This window comes from Vibrio sp. 1069 (genome assembly GCF_033340555.1).
On sequence record NZ_JAWOWP010000012.1, the window covers coordinates 1 to 26,417 of the forward strand.

27 protein-coding genes are annotated in these 26,417 nt (G+C 44.8%); 17 read left to right on the forward strand and 10 right to left on the reverse strand.

Translation table 11 applies throughout. The features are described from left to right. Window positions 1–155: 155 nt before the first annotated feature. Window positions 156–926, reverse strand: a complete 771-nt coding sequence (truC, locus tag R7040_RS16925) for a tRNA pseudouridine(65) synthase TruC (protein WP_213967769.1) — start codon at window positions 924–926, stop codon at window positions 156–158. A 4-nt stretch (window positions 927–930) separates the two neighbouring features. Then, window positions 931–1,245: a YqcC family protein gene (locus tag R7040_RS16930; RefSeq protein ID WP_005385342.1), complete on the reverse strand. Its 315-nt coding sequence runs from the start codon at window positions 1,243–1,245 to the stop codon at window positions 931–933. 76 nt (window positions 1,246–1,321) lie between these two features. Between R7040_RS16930 and R7040_RS16935 the strand changes: the two genes are divergently transcribed. Next, a complete protein-coding gene (locus tag R7040_RS16935; RefSeq protein ID WP_213967768.1) occupies window positions 1,322–2,359 on the forward strand; it encodes a DUF3549 family protein in 1,038 nt (345 codons plus the stop codon). A 13-nt stretch (window positions 2,360–2,372) separates the two neighbouring features. Next, window positions 2,373–2,672, forward strand: coding sequence for a DUF3301 domain-containing protein (locus R7040_RS16940; RefSeq protein WP_005380315.1), 300 nt, complete (start codon window positions 2,373–2,375; stop codon window positions 2,670–2,672). Here the strand turns inward: R7040_RS16940 and R7040_RS16945 are convergent. Next, entirely contained in the window at window positions 2,632–3,117 is a 486-nt protein-coding gene (locus R7040_RS16945) for a GNAT family N-acetyltransferase (protein ID WP_005385338.1), read from the reverse strand. The two genes, R7040_RS16940 and R7040_RS16945, sit on opposite strands and share 41 nt — an antisense overlap. A gap of 932 nt (window positions 3,118–4,049) precedes the next feature. Here R7040_RS16945 and R7040_RS16950 point away from each other — a divergent pair. From R7040_RS16950 to R7040_RS16985, 8 genes are all read left to right on the forward strand, one after another. Further along, the gene (locus tag R7040_RS16950; RefSeq protein WP_213967767.1) at window positions 4,050–4,343 is read left to right on the forward strand and encodes a hypothetical protein; all 294 of its coding nucleotides are present in this window, start codon (window positions 4,050–4,052) and stop codon (window positions 4,341–4,343) included. Next, the gene (locus R7040_RS16955) at window positions 4,340–4,789 is read left to right on the forward strand and encodes a YaiI/YqxD family protein (protein WP_005380310.1); all 450 of its coding nucleotides are present in this window, start codon (window positions 4,340–4,342) and stop codon (window positions 4,787–4,789) included. Before R7040_RS16950 ends, R7040_RS16955 begins: the two co-directional genes overlap by 4 nt. 194 nt (window positions 4,790–4,983) lie before the next feature. Continuing rightward, on the forward strand, window positions 4,984–5,973 hold the full coding sequence (locus R7040_RS16960; RefSeq protein ID WP_017636033.1) for a ketoacyl-ACP synthase III: 990 nt from the start codon (window positions 4,984–4,986) through the stop codon (window positions 5,971–5,973). Then, a complete protein-coding gene (locus R7040_RS16965; protein WP_017636032.1) occupies window positions 5,970–6,956 on the forward strand; it encodes an NAD-dependent epimerase/dehydratase family protein in 987 nt (328 codons plus the stop codon). The genes R7040_RS16960 and R7040_RS16965 overlap by 4 nt, the downstream gene beginning before the upstream one ends. After that, the gene (locus R7040_RS16970; protein ID WP_318081457.1) at window positions 6,925–7,788 is read left to right on the forward strand and encodes an MBL fold metallo-hydrolase; all 864 of its coding nucleotides are present in this window, start codon (window positions 6,925–6,927) and stop codon (window positions 7,786–7,788) included. Before R7040_RS16965 ends, R7040_RS16970 begins: the two co-directional genes overlap by 32 nt. Next, window positions 7,776–9,044 carry a F390 synthetase-related protein gene (locus R7040_RS16975; protein WP_318081456.1) on the forward strand — a complete coding sequence of 423 codons (1,269 nt, stop codon included), beginning with the start codon at window positions 7,776–7,778 and terminating at the stop codon, window positions 9,042–9,044. The genes R7040_RS16970 and R7040_RS16975 overlap by 13 nt, the downstream gene beginning before the upstream one ends. Continuing rightward, window positions 9,032–10,144: an ATP-grasp domain-containing protein gene (locus R7040_RS16980; RefSeq protein ID WP_318081455.1), complete on the forward strand. Its 1,113-nt coding sequence runs from the start codon at window positions 9,032–9,034 to the stop codon at window positions 10,142–10,144. The genes R7040_RS16975 and R7040_RS16980 overlap by 13 nt, the downstream gene beginning before the upstream one ends. Then, window positions 10,141–11,214, forward strand: coding sequence for a hypothetical protein (locus R7040_RS16985; RefSeq protein ID WP_318081454.1), 1,074 nt, complete (start codon window positions 10,141–10,143; stop codon window positions 11,212–11,214). Before R7040_RS16980 ends, R7040_RS16985 begins: the two co-directional genes overlap by 4 nt. Window positions 11,215–11,320: 106 nt before the next feature. On the opposite strand, the gene R7040_RS16990 is transcribed toward R7040_RS16985, so the two are convergent. From R7040_RS16990 to R7040_RS17000, 3 genes are all read right to left on the reverse strand, one after another. Further along, entirely contained in the window at window positions 11,321–12,907 is a 1,587-nt protein-coding gene (locus tag R7040_RS16990; protein ID WP_005380301.1) for an AbgT family transporter, read from the reverse strand. A gap of 229 nt (window positions 12,908–13,136) precedes the next feature. After that, window positions 13,137–13,262 carry a type B 50S ribosomal protein L36 gene (gene ykgO, locus R7040_RS16995; RefSeq protein WP_005380299.1) on the reverse strand — a complete coding sequence of 42 codons (126 nt, stop codon included), beginning with the start codon at window positions 13,260–13,262 and terminating at the stop codon, window positions 13,137–13,139. Window positions 13,263–13,265: 3 nt separating this feature from the next. Continuing rightward, entirely contained in the window at window positions 13,266–13,526 is a 261-nt protein-coding gene (locus tag R7040_RS17000) for a type B 50S ribosomal protein L31 (protein ID WP_005380295.1), read from the reverse strand. A gap of 123 nt (window positions 13,527–13,649) precedes the next feature. Here R7040_RS17000 and tsaA point away from each other — a divergent pair, with 123 nt between their 5' ends. From tsaA to R7040_RS17025, 5 genes are all read left to right on the forward strand, one after another. After that, window positions 13,650–14,345: a tRNA (N6-threonylcarbamoyladenosine(37)-N6)-methyltransferase TrmO gene (gene tsaA, locus R7040_RS17005; RefSeq protein WP_005380294.1), complete on the forward strand. Its 696-nt coding sequence runs from the start codon at window positions 13,650–13,652 to the stop codon at window positions 14,343–14,345. 111 nt (window positions 14,346–14,456) lie between these two features. Next, window positions 14,457–16,172 carry a proline--tRNA ligase gene (locus tag R7040_RS17010; protein WP_054577581.1) on the forward strand — a complete coding sequence of 572 codons (1,716 nt, stop codon included), beginning with the start codon at window positions 14,457–14,459 and terminating at the stop codon, window positions 16,170–16,172. Between the two features lie 178 nt (window positions 16,173–16,350). Then, window positions 16,351–17,019 carry a tellurite resistance TerB family protein gene (locus tag R7040_RS17015; protein WP_005380291.1) on the forward strand — a complete coding sequence of 223 codons (669 nt, stop codon included), beginning with the start codon at window positions 16,351–16,353 and terminating at the stop codon, window positions 17,017–17,019. Window positions 17,020–17,130: 111 nt separating this feature from the next. Then, complete coding sequence (locus tag R7040_RS17020; protein ID WP_215810022.1) at window positions 17,131–17,337, forward strand: YaeP family protein; 207 nt, start codon at window positions 17,131–17,133, stop codon at window positions 17,335–17,337. After that, window positions 17,337–17,528 (forward strand): DUF4250 domain-containing protein, encoded by a 192-nt coding sequence (locus R7040_RS17025; RefSeq protein ID WP_005380289.1) that lies wholly within the window; start codon window positions 17,337–17,339, stop codon window positions 17,526–17,528. Before R7040_RS17020 ends, R7040_RS17025 begins: the two co-directional genes overlap by 1 nt. A gap of 104 nt (window positions 17,529–17,632) precedes the next feature. On the opposite strand, the gene R7040_RS17030 is transcribed toward R7040_RS17025, so the two are convergent. After that, window positions 17,633–18,997 (reverse strand): sodium-dependent transporter, encoded by a 1,365-nt coding sequence (locus R7040_RS17030; RefSeq protein ID WP_005391763.1) that lies wholly within the window; start codon window positions 18,995–18,997, stop codon window positions 17,633–17,635. Between the two features lie 378 nt (window positions 18,998–19,375). Here R7040_RS17030 and R7040_RS17035 point away from each other — a divergent pair, with 378 nt between their 5' ends. Next, complete coding sequence (locus R7040_RS17035; RefSeq protein ID WP_064354245.1) at window positions 19,376–21,922, forward strand: Ig-like domain-containing protein; 2,547 nt, start codon at window positions 19,376–19,378, stop codon at window positions 21,920–21,922. A gap of 90 nt (window positions 21,923–22,012) precedes the next feature. Here R7040_RS17035 and R7040_RS17040 read toward each other — a convergent pair whose 3' ends face one another. Both R7040_RS17040 and R7040_RS17045 read right to left on the reverse strand, forming a co-directional pair. Beyond that, window positions 22,013–22,756, reverse strand: coding sequence for a YggN family protein (locus R7040_RS17040; RefSeq protein ID WP_005385316.1), 744 nt, complete (start codon window positions 22,754–22,756; stop codon window positions 22,013–22,015). 61 nt (window positions 22,757–22,817) lie between these two features. Further along, window positions 22,818–23,297, reverse strand: a complete 480-nt coding sequence (locus R7040_RS17045) for a GreA/GreB family elongation factor (protein WP_053306727.1) — start codon at window positions 23,295–23,297, stop codon at window positions 22,818–22,820. 76 nt (window positions 23,298–23,373) lie between these two features. Here R7040_RS17045 and R7040_RS17050 point away from each other — a divergent pair, with 76 nt between their 5' ends. Beyond that, complete coding sequence (locus R7040_RS17050) at window positions 23,374–25,299, forward strand: RecQ family ATP-dependent DNA helicase (protein ID WP_318081460.1); 1,926 nt, start codon at window positions 23,374–23,376, stop codon at window positions 25,297–25,299. Here R7040_RS17050 and dinB read toward each other — a convergent pair. Next, window positions 25,296–26,360 carry a DNA polymerase IV gene (dinB, locus tag R7040_RS17055; RefSeq protein ID WP_025998728.1) on the reverse strand — a complete coding sequence of 355 codons (1,065 nt, stop codon included), beginning with the start codon at window positions 26,358–26,360 and terminating at the stop codon, window positions 25,296–25,298. The genes R7040_RS17050 and dinB overlap by 4 nt on opposite strands. Window positions 26,361–26,417 lie beyond the last annotated feature (57 nt).

The following is a 26,417-nucleotide window of genomic DNA, read 5'->3' on the forward strand; positions in this document are numbered from 1 at the left end:
GTTCTTTTAGTTGTTGATTTCATAACACTCTCCAATTTTTTTGGGGGGAAAGTGTCAACCTTATTTAGGACGGCACAAAATTTTAAAAAAGGGTTAGCATTGATGCTAACCCTTTTTATTTGTACCCAATCATTATCTAGATCTAACTGCACCGATTATCTGTTAATCATCGATTCATCCCACTCAAATCGAGTGAACAATTGCTGCCAAGTTTCATCAAGATTGGCCGTCATGACAATCTCTTGATCGGTAAATGGATGGACGAACCGTAACTCTGAAGCATGCAGTAGCAGACGATGAGATTCAAACTCTGTGCGATACAGCTTGTTGTGCTTTCCATCCCCGTGCGTTGTATCACCCACGATCGGATGGCGTAGATGTGCCATATGACGACGAAGTTGGTGCTTACGCCCCGTTTTAGGTTTCATCTCAACTAAGCAATAACGCGTTGTAGGAAATTTACCCGTCGAATAGGGAACCTCCACTTTAGCCAACGGCTTATATTCCGTCACCGCTTCTTGCGCCTCTTTTTCTTGTGAAGCGAACTTATCCGCAATCTTGTCTAACTCGACTTTGAGCGCGTAATCCAAAACGCCCTCTTCCTCAATCCAACCGCGTACTATTGCGTGGTATGTCTTTTCCATTTTATGTTCAGCAAACATCGGCATGACTTGTGATGCGACTTCACTCGACAACGCAAACACGAGCACACCAGATGTTGGACGATCCAGACGATGTAATGGGAACACATGCTGACCAATTTGGTCGCGCAAAGTTTGCATGACAAACTGAGTTTCGTGTTTATCTAACCAACTGCGATGCACTAACATGCCTGCAGGCTTGTTGACCGCTACAAAATATTCATCCTGATAAACGATCTCCAGCTCAACTGGTTCTGAAGATCGCGCTATTTTTTGTTCTAGCATTAGTTTACTTACACAGTTCGTCAATGGTTCGGATTGTAACAAGCAGCTCTGCGAACTGCGGTTCCTGCTTCCACGCTTCAGAAAAATAGGGCTCGAGAGAAAACCCTCTTGGCAGTGGTTGATTGTTTTCCACTAGTGCGTGCATTCTGGCTATAAAAATCCACTGCAACCACTCATGAGGATGCAACGTATCAATCGCAAATGGCTCCGCACTTTGTAAGGCTTGCTCTGAAGGCATAGTATATTGCCATAAGTTATGCTCTCTAAGCTGCGCTTCAAGTTGGTGAAGTAAGTCGACCAATTGAGTATTTGTTACCATTAATTCTATCTCGAACCTTGAATTAGCCGAGAATGATACCATTTCTTGTGAAAAGAACGTTAGGACGTCGTATTTAATGGAAAACATTCAAACCCTCACTCAACTGTTGAACAACAGCCGCTGTGATTATCAAATCTTCGATCTTGGTCGTCGTATCAAAACCATCGCTAAGAAAGAGTTTGCCGATGTAGAAAAAGGTCAAGCACCGTACCCATTCCCAATGCAGCGTAAAGCACACCTTGCCATCGCTTATTGGAATGAACAAAAGCAACCTTGGATTTGGTTTCTAAAGTTTGAATTGGACGAGCGCGGTTTGTTAAAGCAAGCGGATATCGGCAATTTCATTAAATACGTAGTGGAGGCTATGGGAACACGCCTCAATGATGATATCACTGAAGAGCAACAGCAAAAGCTGTCTAACAACCCATACACTTTCAAACCTTCCGAAGATAAAATGGCCGTGTTTCATAGCCAGGTCCGCGCAAACCTCAATCTTCCTACCAGCCAATATTACGAGCATACCCAGCATTACTTCTCTGGAGGTTTAGGCTGGGATAATTGGCAAACTGTAGGTCTGCAAGGTATCACAGACATAGCCGCTCGCCTGGACAAAGAGCAAAACGGAGTAATGATACGCAAAGCGTTGAACCACCTACCAAATGAGCCACTTTATGCCCTATTAGGTGCGCTTGAGCATGTAGAGCTACAAGAGCGTTTAGCAGAACGTATCGCAGAAAAGGCACAGCAAGAAATCGCAAGTAGCGAACCTGATCTCTTCCTACTTTCAGCACTTATCCGAGCCCTTGCTGGTGCACCAACAGAAGTCGCCTCTCCAGTATTAGATGCGATATTGCATAGCCCTCGTTTAAGCCATCAGGAGGTATTGATTGGTGTGGCGGGCCGCGCTTGGCACTTACTCGCCAATGAAAAGGTAGCGGAACAGTTTTTGCTGCGTTTAGCTCAAACCGGTAATCAAGCCCTATTTAATCAGTTATTTGCCGATTTAGTGATGCTGCCAGAGTTAAGAATGGTGTTATTGCCTTTGCTGCATTCAAACCCATCAGAGGAACTAGCAAATGCGCTAGTAAGCTTACAACAAGCAACAAAAAGCTAAGAAAGGTTCAGGAATGATTGGTGATCTTTTAGCAATTTTAGGGCTCTGCTTTTTCTGTTACCTGTTTTGGCAACAGCGTCGCCAAGCCGAACTCGCAAAAGCGGCCATCACGCGTAAATGTGAGCAATTGGATCTCCAATTAATCAGCATCGCCTTTGGTGCCCATAAACTAAAAACGCCAGACGGAGTCTGGCGTTGGCATACGGTGTATCAATTTGAGTTTTCATCTCTTGGTGACGATTGCTACCAAGGAGAGTTAACCATGGTCGGTTTCAGGCCGCAGAACTTTCACCTACCACCGCATCGCTTGTAAATTCCATTTCAAAGTAAGGACCATATATATCCTTACTTTCTTTTGTTTTAACAAATCCCAGCTTTTTCAGTACCGCCATAGAAGCTTGATGATTGCTATTCACGTTAGCTTTCACCTTATTCAAGCCCAACTCACGGCACGCTTTGGGGAAAAATGCTTTTAGTGCTTCTGTTGCTAACCCTTTACCCCAATATGATTTATCAAAAATAAACCCTAATTCAGGTTCGGAATCGAGATTAGCAATAAACACGTGCCCCATATAGTCACGACTGGTGCTCTCTAGCACTGCCATACTATAAATGTTCTCATCATCCAGTATTTTCTCAAACATCTGTTTGGCAGACGCAACTGTATACGGACCATTCAATTCAGCACGGTTTTTCGCACAGCAATTCAGCATGACGAATTCTAGTTGCAACGACTCATTGTAGGGTAGAAGAAGCATTCTTCTGGTTACTATGGCCACATCTGTTCCTTGATTACAACAAACTTAATCTATCCGCAGATCACAAACTCGATGAGCTGAACATGCTCAATGATTGCGGGCATAACACCTTGTAGAGAAGCCGAAAGTTAAACCAACAGGTTGGAAAGGATATTGATCTGAGTTGTTTTTTATTAAGTGTTATTAGGAATTTATATATTTTGTGATATTGATATCCCCAAATAACATCGAGATGCTTAATTCAATGAGAACACTGGATATCGTTTTTATATAAGAAAGACCCCGACACATAAGTATCGGGGTCATGGTCTTACTCGCAGCAGTCCGGCTACTAAAAGTGCTCCATGCATCATCCATAATAGTGGCTGATTCCGTCAGCTTATTCCTTACGTCGCCGTCCTAGCGGTGTCCTTATCATCCTGACTGCTAACATTCCTCGTTAGCACACGTCACTTGTTCCTTGAGCGGTGTCCCTTGCATCTTCCTGATGCTGTCCATAACCTCAATCCTAGAGGGGTCCATTGTCTATCCTTAGTCATCAACATCCTATTGATGATCGTATCCTTACAATGTCCTACGCTCCATGCTTGATTAATCATCCTGACCAACCAAATCGTCTTCCTGACGATAACCAAATCCTTGGTGCTTTCCTGTTCCATGTCTGCTTCCTGCTGACAACTCTCAATTTACGCCTTTTCCAAAAATAGACAATCTATCCAAGATAAATATTTGGCTCTCACATTGGTTAACAAGTTGCTAAATCATTATTTATCAGAAACTTAAGCTCTTCAGCTTCTCTTTTTCCGCTTACGAAATCGTTTTCTCTCACAACCTATGTAAGAGATCTCTCACACTACACTCTCCAAAATGCCATTCGCCAAATTAGCGCACTCAACGTATGATGATAGATATATCGTTGTTAAGGATTAAAAATGTTAACTCAAGACGTTACTAAAGAATTAGAAGCGGCAATGGAACAGTTGCAACAACAAGGAAAAGAGCCAACCGTAGCGTTAGTGAAAGCACGCTTGAAAACGCCAGTTCCAATGCCAGCATTAATCACCGCAATAAAAAGTTGGAAGAGTGCTCAACGCGTACCCAAGGTTGAAATCGCAGCACAACACCACACCGATAATGATCGTCTTGAAGCCCTAGAACGCGCCGTAACAATGCTAGCCATTCGTATTGAAGAGTTAGAAGCGAAACTCAGTGAGAAGTCATCATGAAGTTATGGGTAGATGCAGACGCGTGTCCGAAAGTTATTCGCGAAACCATTGTGCGTGCCGCCGAGCGTACGGGGATTGAATGTACGTTTGTCGCTAACCACGTTGTCCCTGTGCCGAAAAGAGACAACATCCACTCGCTACAAGTCCCTGCGGGATTTGACATCGCAGACAACGAAATCGTCAAGCGTGTGGAAGCCAACGATTTGGTGATCACGTCAGATATTCCGCTTGCAGATGAGGTTATCTCTAAAGGCGCTCAAGCCCTCAGTTCTCGTGGCGAGCTCTATACAAAAGACACCATCAAAGCTCGCCTAAATATCCGCGACTTTATGGAAACCATGCGTTCAAGCGGAATTCAGACAGGTGGGCCCGCCGCGCTTTCTCAAACCGATCGACGCGAATTTGCAAACCATTTGGATCGTATTTTGGCGAAATTTAAGAAGTAACCCTCACTCTATTCAAATTGAGCCAGCAAATAAAAGCCTGGCTCATTCCTGAAAATTCATTCTCAGCATTGCACCCAAAGCGTGCTCTTACTCCCATTTGTTTTGTTCTGTTTATTTTTCATCTTGCTCGCCATAGCTTCAATATGCAACGTGGTTTATTTTGAACGACGTTTTTAATAAGTGTATAGAGAATAATGGGCTTTAACATCGTTTCCAGTGGAAGCTACCTGCCAACGAATCAATGGTCTGATCGAGAGATGGATCGCTTCCTAAAATTAGCGCCAGGGACCTGCCGAAATAAATTCGACGTTGAATATCGTCATGTAGCCAATACAAAAGAGACCGCTATTTACATGGCAATGCAGGCAATAGAGCAGTGTTTAGGAAACACACATACCTTAAGCTCCGTTGATCTTCTTATCTACGCTAGCGGCACACACCACCAGTCTCTACCCTACGACGCCTCAGCGGTTCTCGCCGCGTTAGACGCTCCAACATGGCTAGAAAGCTTTGATTTGAACAGCACCTGTTTATCCTTTCTCTCTGCGCTTGATCTTGCTCAGAGTCTATTCTTAGCAAAACGGTACCGTCGGATTCTTATTGTCACCAGCGAACTCGCCACTGGCATCACACTGAATCGAAATTTTACGCTCAAACCAGAAGTTGCAACCTTATTCGCGGACGGTGCCGCCGCATTTTTGCTCGAAGAACACGACGATGATGGATTGCTCACCAGTCACTTTGAAACGCATCATACCGGGTATTCATTTTGTCAAATTAAGGGCGGAGGTAGTCATATCAATCCGCATACCTCCGAGCATCAAGCCTATTTAAAAAGTTGCCAGTTTGAGATGGAGGGCAAAGCACTCTTTAAACATGTGCGTAAAGCCTTACCAGCGTTTCTAAAAAAAGGGTTTGACGCCTCTCCGGTAACACTCGGCGATATTGATTATTTTCTTCCTCATCAAGCCAGCGCGCATGGATTAAAAAAACTGCCTTCACTCACCGGGCTACCAACAGAGAAAACCGTTAATCACTTTTCGACTTTGGGAAACCAAGTCGCCGCCTCACTCCCAATTAACTTACACTGGCTGCGTAATCAGCCAGAAACCGCAGGAAAACATGTGTTATTAGCTGGCACCGCCGCAGGGTTGTCGCTAGGGATGGGAGTGCTAAAACTATGAAGATATTGGTCACTGGTGGCAGCGGGATGTTGGGTAGCGCAATTCTGAGAATGTTTCACCAGCAGCATGAACTGCATTTTATAGCACGAAATACAGTCATCGCTAAACAACTCGCCGAGCAATTCGATGTTATCCCACATATAGTCGATTTAAGAGACCACTCAGCAGTTCATGCGGTATGCCAAGGTATGGATGCAATCATCCATTGTGCCGCTCTCTCAAGCCCATGGGGAAAGTGGCAGGCGTTTTATCAAGCCAATGTAGATGCCACCAAAAACCTCGTCAATGCGGCTAATACCTATCAAATCTCGCGTTTTATCCATATTTCCTCCACCAGCGTCTACTTTGACCATCAAGACCGTTGGAATATTCGAGAAACCGACGCCATAGCTTCATACTGGTGTAATGATTACGCACACACAAAATACCTATCGGAAATTGAAGCCGTAAAAGGCCAAAGCAAAGCGATCATTTTAAGACCGCGTGGCATTTTTGGACCCAATGATCGCGCTATTATCCCAAGAGTGCTTAAGGCGATAAAAAACAACACTCTGCTTCTGCCATCGGGTAGAAATCCTGTGGTTGATCTGACTTATGTCGATAACGTTGCCCATGCAGCGATGCTCGCTTGCACTCAGGCAGACCGACTTCAGCATGGTGATGTGTTCAACATTTCCAACAACGAACCAATGCCAATTGAGACTGTTCTGCAAGCTTTATGTGAGGGGTTAAACCTAAAAGTAACGTTACAATCATTACCATATGGCGTTGTATCACCATTATTAAAGCTCAGTGAGCAAATACGAAGGCACTTACCACATCAGCCAGAACCAAGGCTCACCTCATACAGCGCAGGATTGTTTAACTATCATCAAACTCTGGATATCAGCAAGGCGAAACAAACACTGAATTACCAACCGCTTTTTTCAATTCAAGAAGGAATACAGCAGTATGCAAACTGGTCTAAAAATAAAAATCTTTGAGGTTGGACACTGCGTACACCCAGGCTTTGTTGTCAAACCAGGTTCTGGTATCAAGCCTAGAGCATTTCCGGCAGCCGTTGCGTTAATTCAGCACCCAACACAAGGCAACATCCTGTTTGACACGGGATATCACGAGCATTTTTTTAGCGCGACTCGTCCCTTCCCTGAACGTTTTTATGCTTGGACAACACCTTGTCGCTATAACAAAGAACACGGAATTGTTGCGCAGTTAGCAAAAGAAAGTCTCAAACCTCATGATATTGAACACTTAGTACTTTCCCACTTCCATGCTGATCACATTGCTGCCGTGTCTGAGTTTTCCCACTCTCAATTGCATTGCCAACAAAAAGGGGTGGATGCAATTACTAAAAGTGGTCGAATTGGAGGCGTAAGAAAAGGATACCTAAAAGCTCTACTTCCTCCACAACTTGAATCTAACTTATTCATTCATAGTGACTTTTCTGTATCAATCAGCCAAATTCTTCCTCAGTGCCAAGGTGTTAATTTGCTCTGTAAAGACATGTTCGACGATGGATTTATTTATATGGTTAGCTTGCCAGGCCATGCAGCTGGCCAAGTGGGCTTGCTGGTTAAAAGAGACCAAGGTTGGCTGTTCTTACTCGCCGATGCATGCTGGTTAATCGAGAGCTTGAGTGAAAATATCGATCAACATTGGCTGGCGAACATGCTTTGCGATGATACAAAAGCCTATAAAAACACCCTCTCCGAGTTGAGAAGTTGCTACCAACAAACCCACCACTTTGTTCGCTTCGTGCCTTCACATTGTCAGGAAACTATCCAGCAGCTAATCAAAGAAGGATGGATGAAGTGAGAACGCTTATCTCAGAATTCTGGCGAACCCGCTACCGCCCCTTCGGCTCAAGGGAACAAGTCGAAACATGGCAGCAACAACACTTAACGCAACACTTGGATTGGGTATGCCGTCATTCACCGTATTACCGCTCACTTCAAGGTGCACCACTCAGTGATTTCCCTATCATGAATAAGCAAACCATGATGGAGAACCTCTCGGAGTTGAATACGAAAGGCTTAGATGCTGAACAGCTAATGCAACAAGCACTCGAAGCAGAACAGTCACGCAACTTCGCCGCTTCGAAAGTTGGCGATGTTACTGTTGGGCTTTCTTCGGGCACATCAGGCATGCGCGGGTTGTTTCTTGCTGACAAACAGGAAACGCAACTGTGGGCTGGCAATATATTGGCTCGCCTGTTGCCCAACCTATGGCAAAAGCACCGAATTGCGCTAGCCTTGCGCGCCAACAGCCCACTGTATAAATCCGTCGCGAAAGGCCCTGTCACATTCTTTTATGCGGATTTAACTAAACCTTACCAAGAATGGATAAAAGAGTTGGATGAGTTCCAACCCACGCTTTTGGTTGGTAGTGCGCAAGCTCTTCAGCTCTGCGCCCAGTTCAGCGGTCAATTTGGTCAACCCGCAATTCAACCACAGCGGATCATTTCTGGTGCAGAAGTCCTAACTGAGAGTGACCGTCACTTTATTTCTCAACGGTTCGACAGCGAACTCCATGAAGTCTATCAATGTACCGAAGGTTTTCTTGCATGTACTGATCAGCATGGACAAATGCGCTGGAATCAAGATGTTGTTTACATCGAAAAACATTGGCTGAATACCGAACGTACTCATTACAGCCCAATTATCACCGATTTTCGTCGTAAAACTCAGCCCATTATTCGTTATCAGCTCGACGATATTATTGAGAATAAACAGGATAATGGCGTATTTGAACCTATTGGCGCGATTGCCGGACGATGTGGTGATCGCCTCACGCTAAACGCAAACCACGTCCCAGTGACGGTGTTACCAGATCTCATCTACCGCGCTATAACACTATTTGCCAAAGGTCGCGTGGATTACCGAATCACCCAAACAGGGTCACAAGCCATTCAAATTGAAGCGGATGTTCACCACCATCGGGTTATACATCAAGCCTTGATAAAGTTGTTTGACCAATTGCGGCTTGATCCTGTCAGATTTAGTTACCGCCCTGCGCCTATTTGGACGCCAATGAATAAACAACGACGTGTGGTGAACATATGCGGGTCTTAATCACCGGAGCCCGAGCACCAGTTGCACTAGAGTGGGCAACCATGTGTATGCATCATGGGCATGAAGTAATTCTCACCGATTCGCTAAAAAAGCCTCTGGGATCGTTTTTGCGAGGTATCGAGTCTTATATACCCACCGCTTCACCTCGATTTGCGTTTCCCACCTATCAACAGCAGATCCTAAAAATCATTACTCAGATGCGTATTGATATAGTGATACCCACTTGTGAAGAAGTTTATTACTTGGCTCATGTTGCCAAACAATGCCCAGAAGTAGATTTTTTTCTGCCCAATGTGGGACTACTCAATGCCCTGCACAACAAGTTGACCGTCTTTGAACAGCTTCAAGGTTTGCCAGAAATCACACTTCCAAAAACTCGCTTGGTCGCTGATAAAAGTGAGATTGAAATTAATAAGAGAACCGTTCTAAAGCCCGTTTACTCTCGGTTTGGCGGGCAAGTCATAAGAGATGTGACAACTCAGTCTATTTCTGCCGCCACGATATCGCCCCTTTACCCTTGGGTTCAGCAACAAAAAATCCATGGGACTCCGGTGTGTAACTATGCCATTTTTGAACATGGTGACCTTAAAGCACACCAAGCTTATGTGCCGAAATACTGTGTAAACGGCTCGGCCGCCAGTGCTTTTCAGCCGACCTCGTGCGAACGACTAGATACATTTATCGCAGCTTTTGGTAAACGTCATACTTATCATGGGCAAGTGTCGTTTGACTTCATCAAATCACAAGATGAACTCTACGTGATTGAATGTAACCCAAGAGCCACCAGTGGTTTGCACCTACTCTCGTCTCGATGCAACCAACTGCTTCCTAATATGGAGTTTACCAGTCCTTCCAAGCAGCGATTGCATCATTTAGGTCCAATAACACTCATCGCGGAAGGTGGATTATCCCTGTTCAAGGCTCGAACTTGGCAAGATTGGTGGTCTGGAGTGAATGTGATGCAACAGCATAACTTACCGGCCGGGAGCCAAATCCGGAGTATGTTTGAATTACTCCGGTTAGCTAGGCAGAACAAGACGAAGTGGAGCGACGCTTCTACCGTTGATATTGAGTGGAATGGAGAGGCATTGAACTCATGACACTTTCCTCTCAAGAATGGCATAAAACTTTTTTCACTCTTATGCAGTCGAATCCCATTGATGAATGCACAGCAAGCTTTGGTTGCTACTATATCGATGATGTTGCCATTCCCTACTCCGTAACACCAAAAATACCAAACAACTGTTATGCCGTGTCCCCTATGACACTGCTTAGTGGCTACGCCGAAGAAGAGCTTCACAAAGTCAAAAATGTGGCTGTTCGATGGGTATGTAAGTTACTTATTAATATGACTAAACCAATCTTATCACTGGCTGGATTGGATCAAGTCCAAACGCTCAACAATCAGTGCTTGTCCACCAATATGTATAGCGAACAATGGGCAGCCTTAAATCTCGATGAACTGCGTCGCGTCGCACTCGATCAATACCCCACCTTTCCCTTGGTGCTTCGCTCCCTCAATCAGCGTCAGCATTTACACTTAATTCAGCGATTGAAGCAGCCAAAATGGCAAAGCTTGGTAACACGACAAGTGTATTTACTTGATGATTGGCAAGCGTTCAGCTTCAACCGAGATTTAACGAAAGACTTCAAACTGCTTAATGATAAAGATTGGCAGTTTAGGCCACTGACCACTGATGAAGAATTTCAGCGTGCCAAAGAGTTATATGACATGCTTTACCTTGATAAATACAGCCTCAATAACATCCAGTTTTCAAGCCAATATTTAAAACAGGCGAGCCAGAACAAATTAGTACATTTAGTGGGACTGTTTTATCAAGAAGAGATGCTGGCTACGTTAGGCATTGTAGAAATTGATAATGATATGACTTGCCCAATTTTTGGCTACGATACCAATAAGCCACAACGCCTCGCATTGTATCGTCGAATATCGGCCTATACCATCCGCCATGCCATGATATACCAGCGTCGCTTTAATATGAGCTCAGGCGCTCCGGCTTTTAAACGCAACAGAAAAGCCCGGCCAGAAATTGAATTTAGCTATGTTTATATTGCGCACTTACCTTGGTACAAACGCATAATTTGGAAAAGCTTATGCTGGCTCACTCAGCACTTTTATCGCCCTTTGTTGATGCGTTTTCAGCTATAAACCGACATCTATAATCAGGTAAGCCTGCGTACACAGTCTCAATCGATAAAAAAGCCTGCGACGTTCGCAGGCTTTTTATAATGGAGCTGTGTGAGGTAACCGTTTTCTACGGTGTGTAGTATGTTGCTGCGCCAGGGCCTACTGGTAAACCAAATACGAATACCCATAGGTAGAAGAGCACACTCCAACCTACAATGAAGCAGATTGAGTAAGGTAGCATGGTCGCGATCAGCGTACCGATACCTAAGTTCTTCATGTAACGAGTCGCTACGGCAAGAATCAAACCAAAGTAGCTCATCATTGGAGTAATGATGTTTGTCGTCGAGTCACCAATTCGGTAAGCAGCCTGAATCGTTTCCGGTGCATAACCAACAAGCATCAACATAGGAACAAAAATCGGAGCCGTTACTGCCCACTGTGCCGATGCCGAACCAATCATTAGGTTAATAAAGCCACACATCAGGATGAAGGCAAAGAACAACATTGGACCAGTTAAGCCAATTTCTTGCAGGAAGCTAGCGCCAGCAACCGCGAATACCTGACCGAAGTTAGTCCATTTAAAGAAAGCAACGAACTGAGCCGCAAAGAAAACTAATACAATGTACATGCCCATAGAAGACATAGATTTCGCCATTGCATCAATTACATCGCGATCCGTCTTCATCGTGCCAACAACTTTACCAAACACAAAGCCTGGAATAGCAAAGAACACAAAGATGAATGCCACGATACTTTTCAGGAATGGTGAACCTGCAATTGTACCTGCATCAGAACGTAGGATGCCGTCTTCTGGAACAACCGTCCAAGCAAGCAGCGCTGAAACAACCAGTACAGCAACACCTGCTAGTTTTAGGCCTTTCTTCTCAATGTCTGTTAAGCCACCCATTTTGTCGTTCGACAAATCTTCTGAGGCTTCTTCTTCACTGTATTTGCCAAGCTTTGGCTCAACAATTTTTTCAGTAACAAACGCACCTGTGATTGCAATGAAGAATGTCGACACAAACATGAAGTACCAGTTAACTTCTGGACCAACAGTGTAAGTTGGGTCGATCATTTGCGCCGCCGTTTCAGTAATGCCTGACAACAGCGGGTCAACCGTACCAATAAGTAGGTTTGCTGAGTAACCACCAGATACACCAGCGAACGCCGCAGCAAGACCGGCAAGTGGGTGACGACCTAAAGAATGGAACAGCATTGCAGCCAGTGGAATAAGTACCACATAGCCAAGCTCTGATGCCGTATTTGAAATGATACCCGCGAAAACGACCGTCACTGTTACCATGCGTTGTGATGCACCCATGACTAAGCCACGCATTGCTGCAGATAGCAAGCCTGAGTATTCAGCAATAGCAACACCCAACATCGCAACCAATACCGTACCCAAAGGTGCAAAGCCGACAAAGTTTTTCACTAGATTGGTAACGATTAGTTCAAGGCCATCAGCGTTAAGCAAGCTAACGACATGAATCATGCCATCCGCGGCACGACCTTTTGCACCCTCAGGACGAGGATCAACTACGGAAACTTCGAAGTATCCTGCAATACCCGACATCACCAGAATGGCTAAACAGAAAATGGCAAATAGTGTGATCGGGTGGGGTAATAAGTTCCCCAAATATTCGACAGTATCCAAAAAGCGCGTAAACAGCGGCTTCTTAGGCGAGTTTTGTTTAATTGAATCAGATGAACTCATCTGTTCCCTCCTTGTTTTTATTCCTATGCAAATGTGACAAAAATGTCAAAAAGCGTGCGAAGGGTACTTGAGTAGAAGGTCAAATAAAAGCCCTAAATGTTACAAACTGTGACGAACAGAGGCATTTATAACCAACATTGAATAAAAATGTAGATATTTCATCCATGTAAGATAATTAACTCAACATTATCAATTAAACAAAACCATAAGTTAGATATATGCAGGTTGATTACTTTTGCACAGCTTTGAATCTCGGGTTCGTTTTACAAATGACATAAAGACGCCCTCTCCGTTTTACAATCTGGCAATCCGGATGACGACTTTTTGCACTTTTTAATGATTTTACTACCTTCATGATTTATTCCTTTTCGCTCTTAAATTGACCAAAACGACGGTTGAAGTTCGCAATGCGACCTTCGGTTTGTACAACGCGCTGTTTACCGGTGTAATACGGGTGAGAAGCTGACGACACATCTAACGTAAAGTAAGGGTAAGTTTTGCCATCTTTCCATTCGATGGTTCTCTCCGTTTTCAATGTAGAACCAACGACAAAGTACTTATCTACACTGGTGTCGTGGAACACCACAGGACGATATTCAGGGTGGATTCCTGGTTTCATAATACTTTTCCTTTCAATTAAATTGTTATGTTATAACATTTTAATTAATAATCATTATCAACAAAAAAAGCAAGAGAAATTTGTGATACTTTTCATCTCAATGAATTCTTAAAGATGTCCACTATGTATTCCATCGAACCCATCGGCGTCATTGAGACACCGTACAAAGAAAAGTTTGCAGTTCCGCGCCAACCACGCTTAGTACCAGAGGCTAAAGCACGCGTAAAACTGTTAGGTGCAGCAAATAGCCCTGAAGCAGTGCGTGGGCTAGAACAGTTCTCTCACGTTTGGTTGTTGTTTCTATTTGATCAGAACCTGGAAGCTGGTTGGAAACCAACTGTACGTCCGCCACGATTAGGCGGCAATGAACGAATTGGTGTCTTTGCCTCGCGCTCGACTTTCCGTCCAAACGGAATCGGAATGTCAGCCGTTGAAGTGAAAGGAGTCACTAAGCAAGGCGATCAAATCTATCTTGATTTAGGCAGTGTAGATCTCGTGGATGGGACACCGATTGTGGATATTAAGCCTTATATCCCCTATTCGGATTCTATTTCGGAAGCACAAGGCGGATACGCAGACCAAGAGCCAGAAAAGTCACAAGTCACCTTTTCTGCTCAAGCATTAGCAACGATAGAAAATCGATCCGATACTGACTATGTAAGATCAGTCATTGAACAAGTTCTGGCACAAGATCCTCGCCCTGCATATAAGAAAAACAAGCCGGACGACAAAGAATATGCGGTAAATTTGTTCGACTTGAACGTAAAGTTCACAGCAACAAGCAACTTAATAACGGTTACCGCTATTGAAAGCTTTTGACAAACGCAATTGGCTGATATTATAGACGGCTAACAAATTTCCCTTTCGGGAACTCCCATACTCCTGCTTATTCAAGCTTGGGTATCTAACTTAAATAAACGGATAAATTTAATGCGTACCAGTAATTATCTTCTTTCTACTCTGAAGGAGACTCCAAACGACGCAGAAGTAGTGAGCCACCAGCTCATGCTACGTGCAGGTATGATCCGTAAGCTGGCTTCAGGTTTATACACCTGGCTACCTACTGGTCTACGTGTACTGCGTAAAGTCGAAAACATCGTTCGTCAAGAAATCGACAATGCAGGCGCAGTCGAAACTTTGATGCCCGTTGTTCAGCCGTTTGAACTATGGGAAGAGACAGGCCGCAGCGAAAAGATGGGCCCTGAGCTACTTCGCTTTACTGACCGTCATGTTCGTCCGTTTGTACTTAGCCCAACCGCTGAAGAAGTGATCACTAGCCTTGTTCGCAATGAAGTGAGCTCTTACAAACAGCTTCCGCTAAACCTGTACCAAATCCAAACTAAATTTCGTGACGAACGACGCCCACGTTTTGGCGTAATGCGTTCACGTGAATTCTCAATGATGGATGCATACAGCTTTGACATTGATAAAGACGGACTACAAAAGTCATACGACGCAATGCATGATGCTTACTGTAAAGCATTCGATCGCATGGGTCTGGATTACCGTCCTGTACTTGCAGATAGCGGTGCTATCGGTGGTAGCGGCTCTCAAGAGTTCCACGTACTGGCTGAAAGCGGCGAAGATATCATCGCATTTTCTAGCGAGTCAGATTACGCGGCAAACATTGAAAAAGCAGAAGCACTAGCTCCAGCCTCTGAGGCTGCGGCACCGACACAAGAAATGACTTTGGTTGATACGCCAAACGCGAAAACAATCGCTGAATTGGTTGAGCAGTTCGAACTACCAATTGAAAAAACAGTGAAAACACTGTTTGTGAAAGCATCTGACGAAGTTGATGCGCCAATCATCGCGCTTATTATTCGTGGTGATCATGAACTGAACGAAGTGAAAGCAGAAAACCTTCCTCAGGTTGCAGCTCCACTGGAAATGGCATCTGAAGAAGAAATTCGTGAGCTTATCGGTGCAGGCCCTGGTTCACTTGGCCCTGTTGGCCTTAAACTGCCGTTCATTGTTGACCGCAGCGTTGCGGTAATGAGCGACTTCGGTGCGGGCGCGAACATCGATGGCAAACACTACTTCGGTATTAACTGGGGTCGTGATGTAGAGCTTGGCCAAGTTGAAGACCTACGTAACGTTGTGGAAGGTGACCCAAGCCCATGTGGCAAGGGCATTATCCAGCTTAAGCGTGGTATCGAAGTTGGCCATATCTTCCAACTAGGTAACGCTTACTCCGCAGCGATGAACTGTGGTGTACTGGGTCCTGATGGTAAGAACGTCATCCTAGAAATGGGTTGTTACGGTATCGGTATCACTCGCGTAGTAGCGGCTGCTATTGAACAAAACCACGACAAATACGGCATCATCTGGCCAGATGCAATCGCACCATTCCAGGTAGCGATCGTTCCAATGAACATGCACAAGTCAGAAGAAGTGAAAGAAGCCGCTGAGAAATTGTACGCTGAGCTAACGGCAATGGGCATCGAAGTGCTATTTGACGACCGTAAAGAACGCCCAGGCGTAATGTTCTCTGACATGGAGCTGATTGGTGTACCGCATACCATTATTATCGGTGACCGCTCAATGAAAGAAGGCAACTTCGAATACAAGAACCGTGCTACTGGTGAGAAAACAGCAGTCGCAATGACTGACATTGTTGAGCACGTAAAAGCTCAACTAAAGTAAGCACTAGACGAGTTCGCATTTGAAGTAGTTTCAAATAGTTAAAAAGGGTTGGCTTCGGTCAGCCCTTTTTATTACAGCTCAACATCCTCCCTCCACCTTTTTCGAACTATTCACTTTGTTAATCTTTGGTTCAGCTTCTTGCTATTAAACTGATTTCATCATCTAAAGGAGGTCAGTTATGGATTTAAAAAGTCTTCTAAACCAAGCACTCAAATCAGACTTACTTAAGCAAGGTGCAGATGCATTGGGCAAACAAACCAACAACATCAAATCCTCATCAAATTCAAGTAGCCTAAAAACGCTAGGAGCAGGTGCTGTAGGCGGAGGCCTCATCGGTATGCTGATGGGCTCAAAGAAAAGTAAAAAAATGACTAAAAAAATAGGGTCAAGCGCATTAAAAGTCGGTGGCGCAGCTGCGCTTGGAGCCTTGGCCTACAAAGTGTATAACGATTGGCAAGCCAAGCAATCCGGTCAAGGTGTTCAAGAAACCTTTGACCCCGATGACAGTAAACACAGTGTCTTAATTTTAAAAGCAATGATTGGAGCTGCAAAAGCTGATGGTCACGTTGATGAAGAGGAAATGGCTCGCATTGAACAAGCTCTCGCGGATATGGGCGCAGATGAGCACGTTCGTCACCTCGTTCAGCAAGAGTTAAACAAACCGCTTGATCCTGCTGAAATTGCTAATCAGGCGACCTCTCCTCAACAAGCGTCAGAAATTTACCTGGCGTCTTTGATCGTCGCTGATGAACAAAACTTTATGGAAAAAGCGTATCTGCAAGAACTAGCAAAACAACTTCAACTTTCACCAGAAGTCACTCAGCAGTTAGAAGCACAAATGCAGTGATTAAATCTCGCTCAAGCAAACCTTCAACTTGAGCCAAAACAACTCTGTACTTTGAGTTTCAAATCCGCTGTGTGTATATTGAGATAAGTTATCATTTAGTGGAAAGAAAACATGCAAGTATACGGCTATTGTGAACTGGTTCGTGAGCTTTATGCTCAGATTGGTAGTGGCGATCAAGCTTATATTCCCCAAGCAATTTCATGTGCAGTTAAAGCACTGAACGATGTTGCAGCGGATGAGTCCCTGCCTAAAGAAGTGCGTGAAAAAGCGGCATTTGCTGCGGCAAACCTACTGATTTCAGATTTTGAGGATAAGTAATGAATCTAGCGAACTTTGAATCCATGGATCCTGTCATGCTGATGAGCATTGTGAATATGAAGCTACGCGACGACTTCGGTGGTGACTTAGATAAACTGGTGGCTTTCTTCGATATCGAACGCACAGCACTGGAGACAAAACTGGCTTCTGCTGGTTTTGACTTTCTTCCAGAAGCAGGACAATTCCGTTAATCAACACCATTCTTGGCGGATAACCGAAACGAGAATAACCAATATCAAAAAGGGCTTGATGAGTTACCATCAAGCCCTTTTCTTTTATTCGATAGGCGTCCCGGTTAGCCAAATGAAGCCCAGATGACTGTCGCCACAAGAATTGGACATACAAACTTCACATACGCAGGCCATAACTTACCAAACCAACCTTGCGTAAACTCCGGGCAACCTTGCTCAAGCTCTTTGATTTTTGAGTTGCGATTCCATACCCAACCACCAAATAAGCAGAATAAGAGCGCAGCGGTTGGTTGTAGATACTGAGTAGCAACCGTCGCGACCATACCAAACAGAGCGCCAAAGTTATAAACAATCACCACACTGAACAAGGCAATGAGACCACCTAAAACCCAGCTCGTTGCGCTGCGCTTAGTATTGAAGCGCTCACTCACTAAAGCCACTGGACACTCTAACATTGAAATGGAGGACGTTAGCGCCGCAATCGTCAGCAATAAGAAGAACACAATAGAGAACAATTGACCAAGCAAACCTAAGCTATCAAACATCAATGGCAATACGGTAAATACCAACGTATCAGAGCTTAATAGAGAGCCATCTTCTGCATAGATCTGAACGCCTTTTTGCATTGCCACAAACATCGCTGGCATCACCACTAATCCTGCAATGAAAGCAACGGCAGTATCTACCATGGTCACGTTCATCGCCATCTTTGGTAGGTTCTCTTTCTTACTCAAGTAAGAGCCATAAATCAGCATTGAACAGCCACCGATCGTAAGCGAGAAGAAGCCCTGCCCCATTGCAGCAAGAATCAACTTGCGGTCCCATACCTTTTCAAAATCCGGCACTAGGTAATGTTTCAGACCTTCCATCGCACCGTTTTGCGTCATGATGTAAGCAAATAGCAGAGCAAACAAAACAAACAATGCTGGCATCAAACGTGTGGACCACTTCTCAATACCTTGTTTTACGCCACCTTGTACGATGAGAATCGTCAGTACATAAAAAGTAATGGTTCCGAACAAGTTACGTTCAACACTAAAGCCCTTTAGCCATTGAGTTGCAGCTTCTAACCCCATTAGATCTGTGATTGCACCCAGTAAAAAGCAGATCAACCAACCACCAACAATTGAATAAAACGCTAAGACAGCGCTTGGTACGCTTAAACCAATCCAACCCACAATGCCGCCGAGCTTTTTACCGGCAGGGTTATCTGTGATTGCACGCATACTGTCTACAGGGTTGGCTTGACCATGGCGACCAATCGCCATTTCAACCACCAGCATCGGAAATGCGACGATAAGAATCATCACCAAATAAACTAACAGGAAAGCACCGCCACCATTACTGGCTGCTTGAGTTGGGAAGCCCCAAATATTGCCAAGGCCAACTGCGGCACCTGCGGCAGCTAAGATGAACCCGAGACGAGAGCCAAAATGCTCGCGAGGCTGAGAAGAGGTTTGCTGTGTCATACTACTCACACAAAAATATCATTGAACTAGCTAACTAGTACACTATAGCAATATTCACTATTCAACAAGAGCACCTCGGTTAAATCCTCGACAGTTGAAACAATTTGTAGTCATTCAGCTTGTAAATTTTAACGTACATCTCATATTCATCGCTCAAAAGCCTCGCGACTGTTGTTCGTTTTACGTGGCTGAATTTTACCAATCCTTCTGCCGTGAAGTGAGCCGAAAAATAATGAGCTCTGGTGTAAGGGACGAACTGTTCCTCGTGATACTGTGTCGAAAAGCAGAATATTGTGCTTCGCTTTTTCCCCCTAATGTCTATTTATCAGCTAGTTATTACTCTGTTCTCATTTATACCCATGATTCAAGGAGAGGAAAATGAAGGTCACCCTACTTCACGGAGCAATGGTTGTAGCACTCAGCGCCAGCTACCAAGCTCAAGCCTATAACTGTCAAAGTTTACCCGACTGGGACAGCACTGCGACTTATACATCGGGCGCTTTAGTAAAAACGCAAGGAGCCGCTTATGAGGCTGCATATTGGACGCAAGGCAATGATCCCGTGACCAACTCAGGATCTTGGGAAGCATGGAAAGCGTTAGGGCAATGTGATGGTGGAAGCAACAATTTATCACCAACGGTGTCGTTCTCCTCTCCAATAAACAACGCACAAATTCCCGAAGGCAGTGCGATCACTTTGTTAGCCAACGCAACTGACGAAGATGGCCAAATCACACAAATTGAGTTTGTTGCAGGCAACCAAACCGTTGCTGTGGTAACTCAAGCACCATTCGAAGCTTCTTGGACAGCTATTGAAGGGATCTCGCAATTGACCGCAATTGCGACAGATAATGAGGGAGCTGTTAGCACCACGACGATTTCTATCCAAGTTCAACCACAAGTCGAATTACCGCCACCAAGCATTTCATTGACAAGCCCAGTAGGCACAGAAGTGCTTAATGTAGGCGATAACCTAACCGTAGCCGCTCAAGCTGACGATATTGATGGTGTGGTCACACAAGTTGAGTTCTTCGTAAACAATCAATCTGTCGCCATTGATACTAGCGCACCTTACGAATATCAATGGACCGCTAGTCCAGGTACATACTCGTTCAAAGCACAAGCGACTGATGATACAAACCTCGCAACGATGAGCCAAGAAGTAGCGCTGGTTATTAGTAATTCAGAAACCGGAACGGGCGGATGTGCAGATGCAGTACCTTATGTGGCAGGCACAAGTTATCAAGCTGGCGACCTGATTTCTCACTTCAACCAAAAATATCGTTGTGATGTTGCTGGTTGGTGCTCCTCGGATGCGACATGGGCTTACGAGCCTGGTGAAGGGCTATACTGGCAAGATGCTTGGAGTGGCCTAGGTGCTTGTTCGACACCACCGCAAGTTACCATTACGGCACCAACGGATGGACAAGTCGTGCTCGCTGGCAGCAATAACGAAATCACGGCAAACGCAAGCGATGCTGATGGCACAGTCACGCAAGTTGAGTTTTTTGCGAACAACACCAGCTTAGGGGTCACCACTCAAGCGCCATATTCCGTTACTTGGAACGCCACACTTATTGGCGCTAACCAGCTTAAAGCCGTCGCAACCGATAATGATAACAACACGTCAGAGTCCCTGGTTGGTGTGGAAGTCAGCGATAAAGATTTGGTCGTCTCTCTGACTTCACCAAGCAGCGGTCAAACCGTCGGATTAGGCAAAAGTCTCGCATTAAGCGCCGATGCAACGTCTTTAACTTCAGGCATTAAACACGTTGATTTCATGATCAACGGCTCTATTGTTGCAACCGATACCACAGCACCTTACACAGCCAACTGGACACCAACTGCACTTGGTAACTTTACAGTTAGCGCCCAAGCTGTGGATTTGTCAGGAAGCAATGCACTGTCTGACGCCGCAGCAATAACGGTGGTTGAGCAAGTAGAGAAACGCCATAAACTCATCGGTTACTGGCACAATTTTGTAAATGGTGCGGGCTGTCCAATTCGTCTAGCAGATATGGCAGATGCTTGGGATGTGATTGATATTGCCTTTGCTGAAAATGATCGCAACAGTGATGGCACTGTGCACTTTAATCTATATTCAGGCGATATTTACAGCGATTGTCCAGCACTCGATCCAACACAATTCAAGCAGGACATGGCAGCGCTTCAAGCTAAAGGTAAGAAGTTTGTTCTCTCTCTTGGCGGCGCAGAAGGCACGATTACGCTGAATACCGACCAAGATGAAGCCAACTTTGTCTCTAGCCTAACAGGTCTTATCGCTGAGTGGGGCTTTGATGGTCTAGATGTGGATTTAGAGAGTGGTTCTAACTTAGTTCATGGCTCGCAAATTCAAGCTCGCCTTGGTCGTGCTTTGCTTCAAATAGAGCAAAACATGGGTGGCGATATGTACCTAACCATGGCGCCTGAGCACCCTTATGTTCAAGGTGGTTATGTGGCTTACAGCGGTATTTGGGGGGCGTACATCCCTGTGATTAACGAGACACGCAGCACGCTCGACTTGCTTCACGTCCAGTTATATAACAACGGTGGTTTGCCAAACCCATACTTGCCAAGCAGTGCACCAGAAGGCTCTGTGGATATGATGGTAGCGCAATCTAAAATGCTTATCGAAGGCTTTGAATTGGCCGACGGCACTCAATTTGCACCATTGCGCGATGATCAAGTCGCAATCGGCTTACCTTCAGGTCCTAGCTCGGCAAATTCAGGGCAGGCTCCAACACAGAATATTATCAACGCACTAGATTGTTTAACCAAAGGCACTTCATGTGGCACCGTTAAACCAGCGTACCATTACCCGAATTATGCAGGAGTAATGACATGGTCTATCAACTGGGATCAGCATGATGGCTTTAACTTCTCAAAACCTGTCGGCGATAAACTCACCGAGATGAATGCGCAATAAGCTATCAAAGAATAAGCGAGTAAAACGCAAAGAGAGCACAATAGTGCTCTCTTTCTTTATCTCATCGAGTTTTTACTTTTTAATGAGTAATTAAATCGTAAATACTCGGTAATCTTTTAGTTCAGGGATTTTCTTCAACAGATCGTCTTCTTGCCCTGCCATGTCATCCAACGAGTCACACAAGTCTTCAGCTTGTTGCTCTACCTCTTTCGAATGCTCAGCTAAACGCTCTTCTACTTTCGCGCTGAGTTCAGCCATACTCTCCGATAATGCAGTGAGGTTTATTCCCCCCTCTTCCTTCATTTTTTTCGATAAAGCATCCAACGAACTCGCTAAAAACTCTTTATTGAAGATCTCTTGTGCTTTTGCAAAGTCTTCAGTCCACCCTTGTGTCATGGACTCAAAACTTTCCGCTGGTAGAATGAAATCGCCATCTTTGTAGTAACGTGATTCAACATCAGCGAAAAAGTCCTGTACTGCGACTTTGACGTTATCAAACGCGCCAGGTGCGTCTAGGCTTTCCGCGACATCATCGATGATGTCATTTGCAAGCGCTAAACCATCACTCGCCAACTGCTTTGCTTGTGGAATATACGCGTTCATTTTTTCGCGATAGTCTTCAATTGCCGCTTTTTGGTCGGCATTGAGTTCAATCAGCTCACCTTTGATGAATAGATTGTTATCTTCATCCACGACAGCTTTATCACCTGTCGTTTGGCGAATTTCCAAGCTTTGCCCATCCATACGGACTTCATTATTGATGTCCACACGACACTGCGCTGCATAACCAGTAGCACTGACCATCAGCAATGAGAGTGTAAAAAGCTTTTTCATGTCATTCTCTTTTATTTAACATTACTCGTGTTAAACATAACACTGAGTGATACATGAGATGTCAGCAAATCGTCACAACTTCGTAACAAGTTGTTTTATCTCCTATTTTTACGTCAACCTCATCACCTTCTTCTTTTCCGAACAACGCTCGACCCAGAGGAGATTTAGCTGTTAAGACAAAGACTTCCTGAGCCTGATATTGAACAGTCAAACCACCAGAGCAAGGGCCTACAAAGAAGTGCTTTTCGATCAAATTCTCATCTGCGAGAACAACGTAAGCACCAACACCAACAGGCGCATTCTTAAAGTCGCGAGTCACTAAAGAACGATATTGACGCAATTCCTCTTCACTATCTTGGATTCGCATGGCTTGTCCATGAGCAAGATACGCGGCTTCAAGTGCCAATGTATCGTACTTGTGCTCGGGAACAGTTTCTTCATCTGTCGCGGCATCGATAGCTCGCTGAGCCGATGCATGGGCAACTTGAAGTTTTTCTTCCAGATGTTGGATGATAATTTGGACTAAGTCAGCTTTGTTCATACTTTTAGGACGCGCGTTTGGCACTCAGGGTGTGTTAATGTACCTAAGTTTACCATCAAAGAAAGGTTTCCCTATTATGCAAAGTGACTCGCTGCATCAAACACTTCAATCTGTATTTGGTTTTGGCTCATTACGCCAAGGTCAACAACCTGTTATTGAAGCCGTTATGAATGGTTACTCTGCTGCGGCAATCTTTCCTACAGGCTCGGGGAAGTCACTCTGTTATCAACTACCTGCAACCATATTACCCAACCTTACGTTGGTGATCTCTCCGTTGTTGGCGTTAATGAAGGATCAACTGAGCTTTTTACAAAGTAAAGGAATCGCTGCCGCTTCTATCGATAGCAATCAAAGTAGAGAAGAAGCACAAAAGGTCATGGCTGGCGTGAAGAATGGACAAATCAAAATCTTGATGATTTCTGTTGAGCGACTAAAAAATGAGCGTTTTCGTGAATTCATTCGCCAAGTACCGATTTCTTTGATGGTCATTGATGAAGCGCACTGTATTTCCGAATGGGGGCATAACTTTCGTCCAGATTATCTCAAACTACCGCAATATCAACGTGAACTGAACATCCCACAGTCTTTACTTCTCACCGCAACGGCAACGCCTGCAGTTATTGAAGACATGCAAAAAAAGTTCGATATTGCCAGTGAACATATTACCGTTACAGGCTTCTACCGCTCTAATCTGGATATCTCGGTGATCCCGTGTGAGGAAACAAAGAAACAAGAACAGCTCAGTGAGATCATCGCCTCTTCACCTAAGCTTCCGACCATCGTATACGTGACGCAGCAGCAAACAGCAGAACGAGTAGCAAAGTCATTAATCCATATTGGCATTAACGCTCACGCATACCACGCTGGCATGAAAAGCGACGTTCGTGAACAAATCCAACAGCAGTTCATGGATGGCCAAATTGACAGTATTGTTGCAACGATTGCATTTGGTATGGGAGTCGATAAATCTGATATTCGCCGCGTCATTCACTTCGACTTACCCAAATCAATCGAGAACTACGCACAAGAGATTGGACGTGCAGGCAGGGACGGGCAACGCTCTGAGTGCATTCTGCTAGGCAATACGTCCGGCTTAACGGTGTTGGAGAATTTTGTCTATGGTGACACACCAGAATTTACGTCAATTAACTATGTAGTCGAGCAAGCGAAAGAACATGCTCCACAATGGGAGGTAGTGCCACTGCGTTTGTCGCGTGAAAGTAATATCCGCCAATTGCCACTCAAAACCTTGTTGGTTTATTTGGAGCTACATAACGTCATTGAAGCAAAGTACAGTTACTTTGCGGAATATCGGTTTAAGTTTTTGCACGATCAGCAATTTATTGTGAATCAATTTCAAGGCGAGCGACGTCAATTTGTGGAGGCCATTTTTTCCTGCTCACAAAAAGCCAAAGTGTGGTGCCAAGTTGATCTAGAAGCGCTATGGCTGAACTATCAATCGGAACGCAGCCGAGTTGTCGCAGCGCTCGACTATTTTCACCAGAACGGCTGGATAGAACTAGAGAGCAAACAACTGACGGACGTGTACTCAGTTATGCCAACCAAACAGAGCTCGGATGTTTTAATCCAACAACTGTATGAACTATTCCAATCCAAAGAAAGCAAAGATATCGAAAGAATCCACACCATGCTGCACTTGTTCCAGTCCGAGCACTGTTTGAGCTCACAATTGGCGAACTACTTTGCGGATCACGATGCACCAAAGCAATGTGGTCACTGCTCCGTGTGTCGTGGTCACGTCGCCACATTCACAGCACCAGAACCTGAAGATATTGAACAATCTCAAGTATCGATATGGGCGCAGGAGTTTATTCAGCTTTCCCCATCGGCCATCAGTAATGATGCCGTTGCTCGCTTCTTGTGCGGAATCAGCACTCCTTTGATTAGCCAGCTAAAAGCCTCAAAGCTAGCAGGTTATGGTGCAATGGCAAACGTAAGTTTTGAGCAGGTATTAACGCAGGTAGAAACGGTAAGGGCCTAAAAAAAGCTCAATTGACGCGCTTGGTCTTCGGGCTTGAGCATCACGTTTAAGCCTAAAAGGCGAATTTCCCGTCCATTTTGGCGTTTAAGAATATCTCTTAGCAAGATCTTGAAGTCCTCAAGCTCTAATTGCGGATGGATGTGCTCAATTGTTGTCAGTTGAAAATCGGCAAATTTGACTTTAATACCTTGTTTAATAATCGACTTATCTGGGCTTGCACGCTCTAAACGTTTCTCGAGTTCAGGATAAAGTTTCTCCTCAATCACTTGCCAACATTCACCATAGGTTGCGATGTTCTGGCTGAATGTCCTTTCCACACCGACGGACTTTCTCTCGCGCTCAACAACGACTTCTCGATTATCAATTCCATGGCTTCGCTGCCATAAGGAGGCACCCTGACGACCAAACTGCCTCAACAACTCTCGATAGTCACTGTTTTTAATGTCCTCACATCGATAAAAACCGGCTTGGTGGAGCTTCTCAAGACTCACCTTCCCCACGCCAGGAATATTCTCTAACGGAAGACTATCGATAACCTCTTGGACTTTCTCTGGCGGAATCACAAACTGACCGTTGGGCTTGTTCATGTCTGACGCGACCTTGGCAAGAAACTTAATCGGAGCAATGCCCGCCGATGCCGTCAACCCAAGTTCACTCCAGATATCACGGCGAATTGACTCTGCGATCAACGTTGCGGAGCCACGGCAAGCTGTCGAGTCCGTGACATCGAGGTATGCTTCATCCAATGAGAGAGGTTCAATGATAGGCGTATAACGCTCAAAAATAGCACGAATCTGCTGAGAGACTTGCTTGTATACATGCATTCTACCGGGCACAACCAACAAATGAGGACAGAGTTGCAGCGCGCGCGCCGTTGACATTGCACTGCGAACACCATATTTACGCGCATCATAATTACAGGTGCTAATCACTCCACGCTGCTTTTCATGTCCGCCAACAGCGAGTGCAATGCCACGGTAACTGGGGTTATCTCTCATCTCTACGGCAGCATAAAAACAATCCATATCGACATGAATAATTTTTCTAATTCGATCTGACATAGCCATCAAAGCACTGTTCAAAAAAACAGTATAAATCAAATCTACCTGAAGAGAAAT

Excerpts from the sequence above, each read along its gene's own strand:
- R7040_RS17050 (WP_318081460.1), top strand. The coding sequence starts at position 23,374 with ATGCAAAGTGACTCGCTGCATCAAACACTTCAATCTGTATTTGGTTTT.
- R7040_RS16945 (WP_005385338.1), bottom strand. The coding sequence starts at position 3,117 with ATGCTTCTTCTACCCTACAATGAGTCGTTGCAACTAGAATTCGTCATG.
- R7040_RS17010 (WP_054577581.1), top strand. The coding sequence starts at position 14,457 with ATGCGTACCAGTAATTATCTTCTTTCTACTCTGAAGGAGACTCCAAAC.
- R7040_RS17020 (WP_215810022.1), top strand. The coding sequence starts at position 17,131 with ATGCAAGTATACGGCTATTGTGAACTGGTTCGTGAGCTTTATGCTCAG.
- R7040_RS16930 (WP_005385342.1), bottom strand. The coding sequence starts at position 1,245 with ATGGTAACAAATACTCAATTGGTCGACTTACTTCACCAACTTGAAGCG.
- ykgO (WP_005380299.1), bottom strand. The coding sequence starts at position 13,262 with ATGAAGGTAGTAAAATCATTAAAAAGTGCAAAAAGTCGTCATCCGGAT.
- R7040_RS16980 (WP_318081455.1), top strand. The coding sequence starts at position 9,032 with ATGCGGGTCTTAATCACCGGAGCCCGAGCACCAGTTGCACTAGAGTGG.
- R7040_RS17000 (WP_005380295.1), bottom strand. The coding sequence starts at position 13,526 with ATGAAACCAGGAATCCACCCTGAATATCGTCCTGTGGTGTTCCACGAC.
- R7040_RS17030 (WP_005391763.1), bottom strand. The coding sequence starts at position 18,997 with ATGACACAGCAAACCTCTTCTCAGCCTCGCGAGCATTTTGGCTCTCGT.
- R7040_RS16940 (WP_005380315.1), top strand. The coding sequence starts at position 2,373 with ATGATTGGTGATCTTTTAGCAATTTTAGGGCTCTGCTTTTTCTGTTAC.
- R7040_RS16970 (WP_318081457.1), top strand. The coding sequence starts at position 6,925 with ATGCAAACTGGTCTAAAAATAAAAATCTTTGAGGTTGGACACTGCGTA.
- R7040_RS17035 (WP_064354245.1), top strand. The coding sequence starts at position 19,376 with ATGAAGGTCACCCTACTTCACGGAGCAATGGTTGTAGCACTCAGCGCC.
- R7040_RS16975 (WP_318081456.1), top strand. The coding sequence starts at position 7,776 with ATGGATGAAGTGAGAACGCTTATCTCAGAATTCTGGCGAACCCGCTAC.
- R7040_RS16990 (WP_005380301.1), bottom strand. The coding sequence starts at position 12,907 with ATGAGTTCATCTGATTCAATTAAACAAAACTCGCCTAAGAAGCCGCTG.
- dinB (WP_025998728.1), bottom strand. The coding sequence starts at position 26,360 with ATGTCAGATCGAATTAGAAAAATTATTCATGTCGATATGGATTGTTTT.
- R7040_RS16950 (WP_213967767.1), top strand. The coding sequence starts at position 4,050 with ATGTTAACTCAAGACGTTACTAAAGAATTAGAAGCGGCAATGGAACAG.
- R7040_RS17045 (WP_053306727.1), bottom strand. The coding sequence starts at position 23,297 with ATGAACAAAGCTGACTTAGTCCAAATTATCATCCAACATCTGGAAGAA.
- R7040_RS16960 (WP_017636033.1), top strand. The coding sequence starts at position 4,984 with ATGGGCTTTAACATCGTTTCCAGTGGAAGCTACCTGCCAACGAATCAA.
- R7040_RS17015 (WP_005380291.1), top strand. The coding sequence starts at position 16,351 with ATGGATTTAAAAAGTCTTCTAAACCAAGCACTCAAATCAGACTTACTT.
- R7040_RS16935 (WP_213967768.1), top strand. The coding sequence starts at position 1,322 with ATGGAAAACATTCAAACCCTCACTCAACTGTTGAACAACAGCCGCTGT.
- tsaA (WP_005380294.1), top strand. The coding sequence starts at position 13,650 with ATGTATTCCATCGAACCCATCGGCGTCATTGAGACACCGTACAAAGAA.
- R7040_RS17025 (WP_005380289.1), top strand. The coding sequence starts at position 17,337 with ATGAATCTAGCGAACTTTGAATCCATGGATCCTGTCATGCTGATGAGC.
- R7040_RS16965 (WP_017636032.1), top strand. The coding sequence starts at position 5,970 with ATGAAGATATTGGTCACTGGTGGCAGCGGGATGTTGGGTAGCGCAATT.
- truC (WP_213967769.1), bottom strand. The coding sequence starts at position 926 with ATGCTAGAACAAAAAATAGCGCGATCTTCAGAACCAGTTGAGCTGGAG.
- R7040_RS17040 (WP_005385316.1), bottom strand. The coding sequence starts at position 22,756 with ATGAAAAAGCTTTTTACACTCTCATTGCTGATGGTCAGTGCTACTGGT.
- R7040_RS16985 (WP_318081454.1), top strand. The coding sequence starts at position 10,141 with ATGACACTTTCCTCTCAAGAATGGCATAAAACTTTTTTCACTCTTATG.
- R7040_RS16955 (WP_005380310.1), top strand. The coding sequence starts at position 4,340 with ATGAAGTTATGGGTAGATGCAGACGCGTGTCCGAAAGTTATTCGCGAA.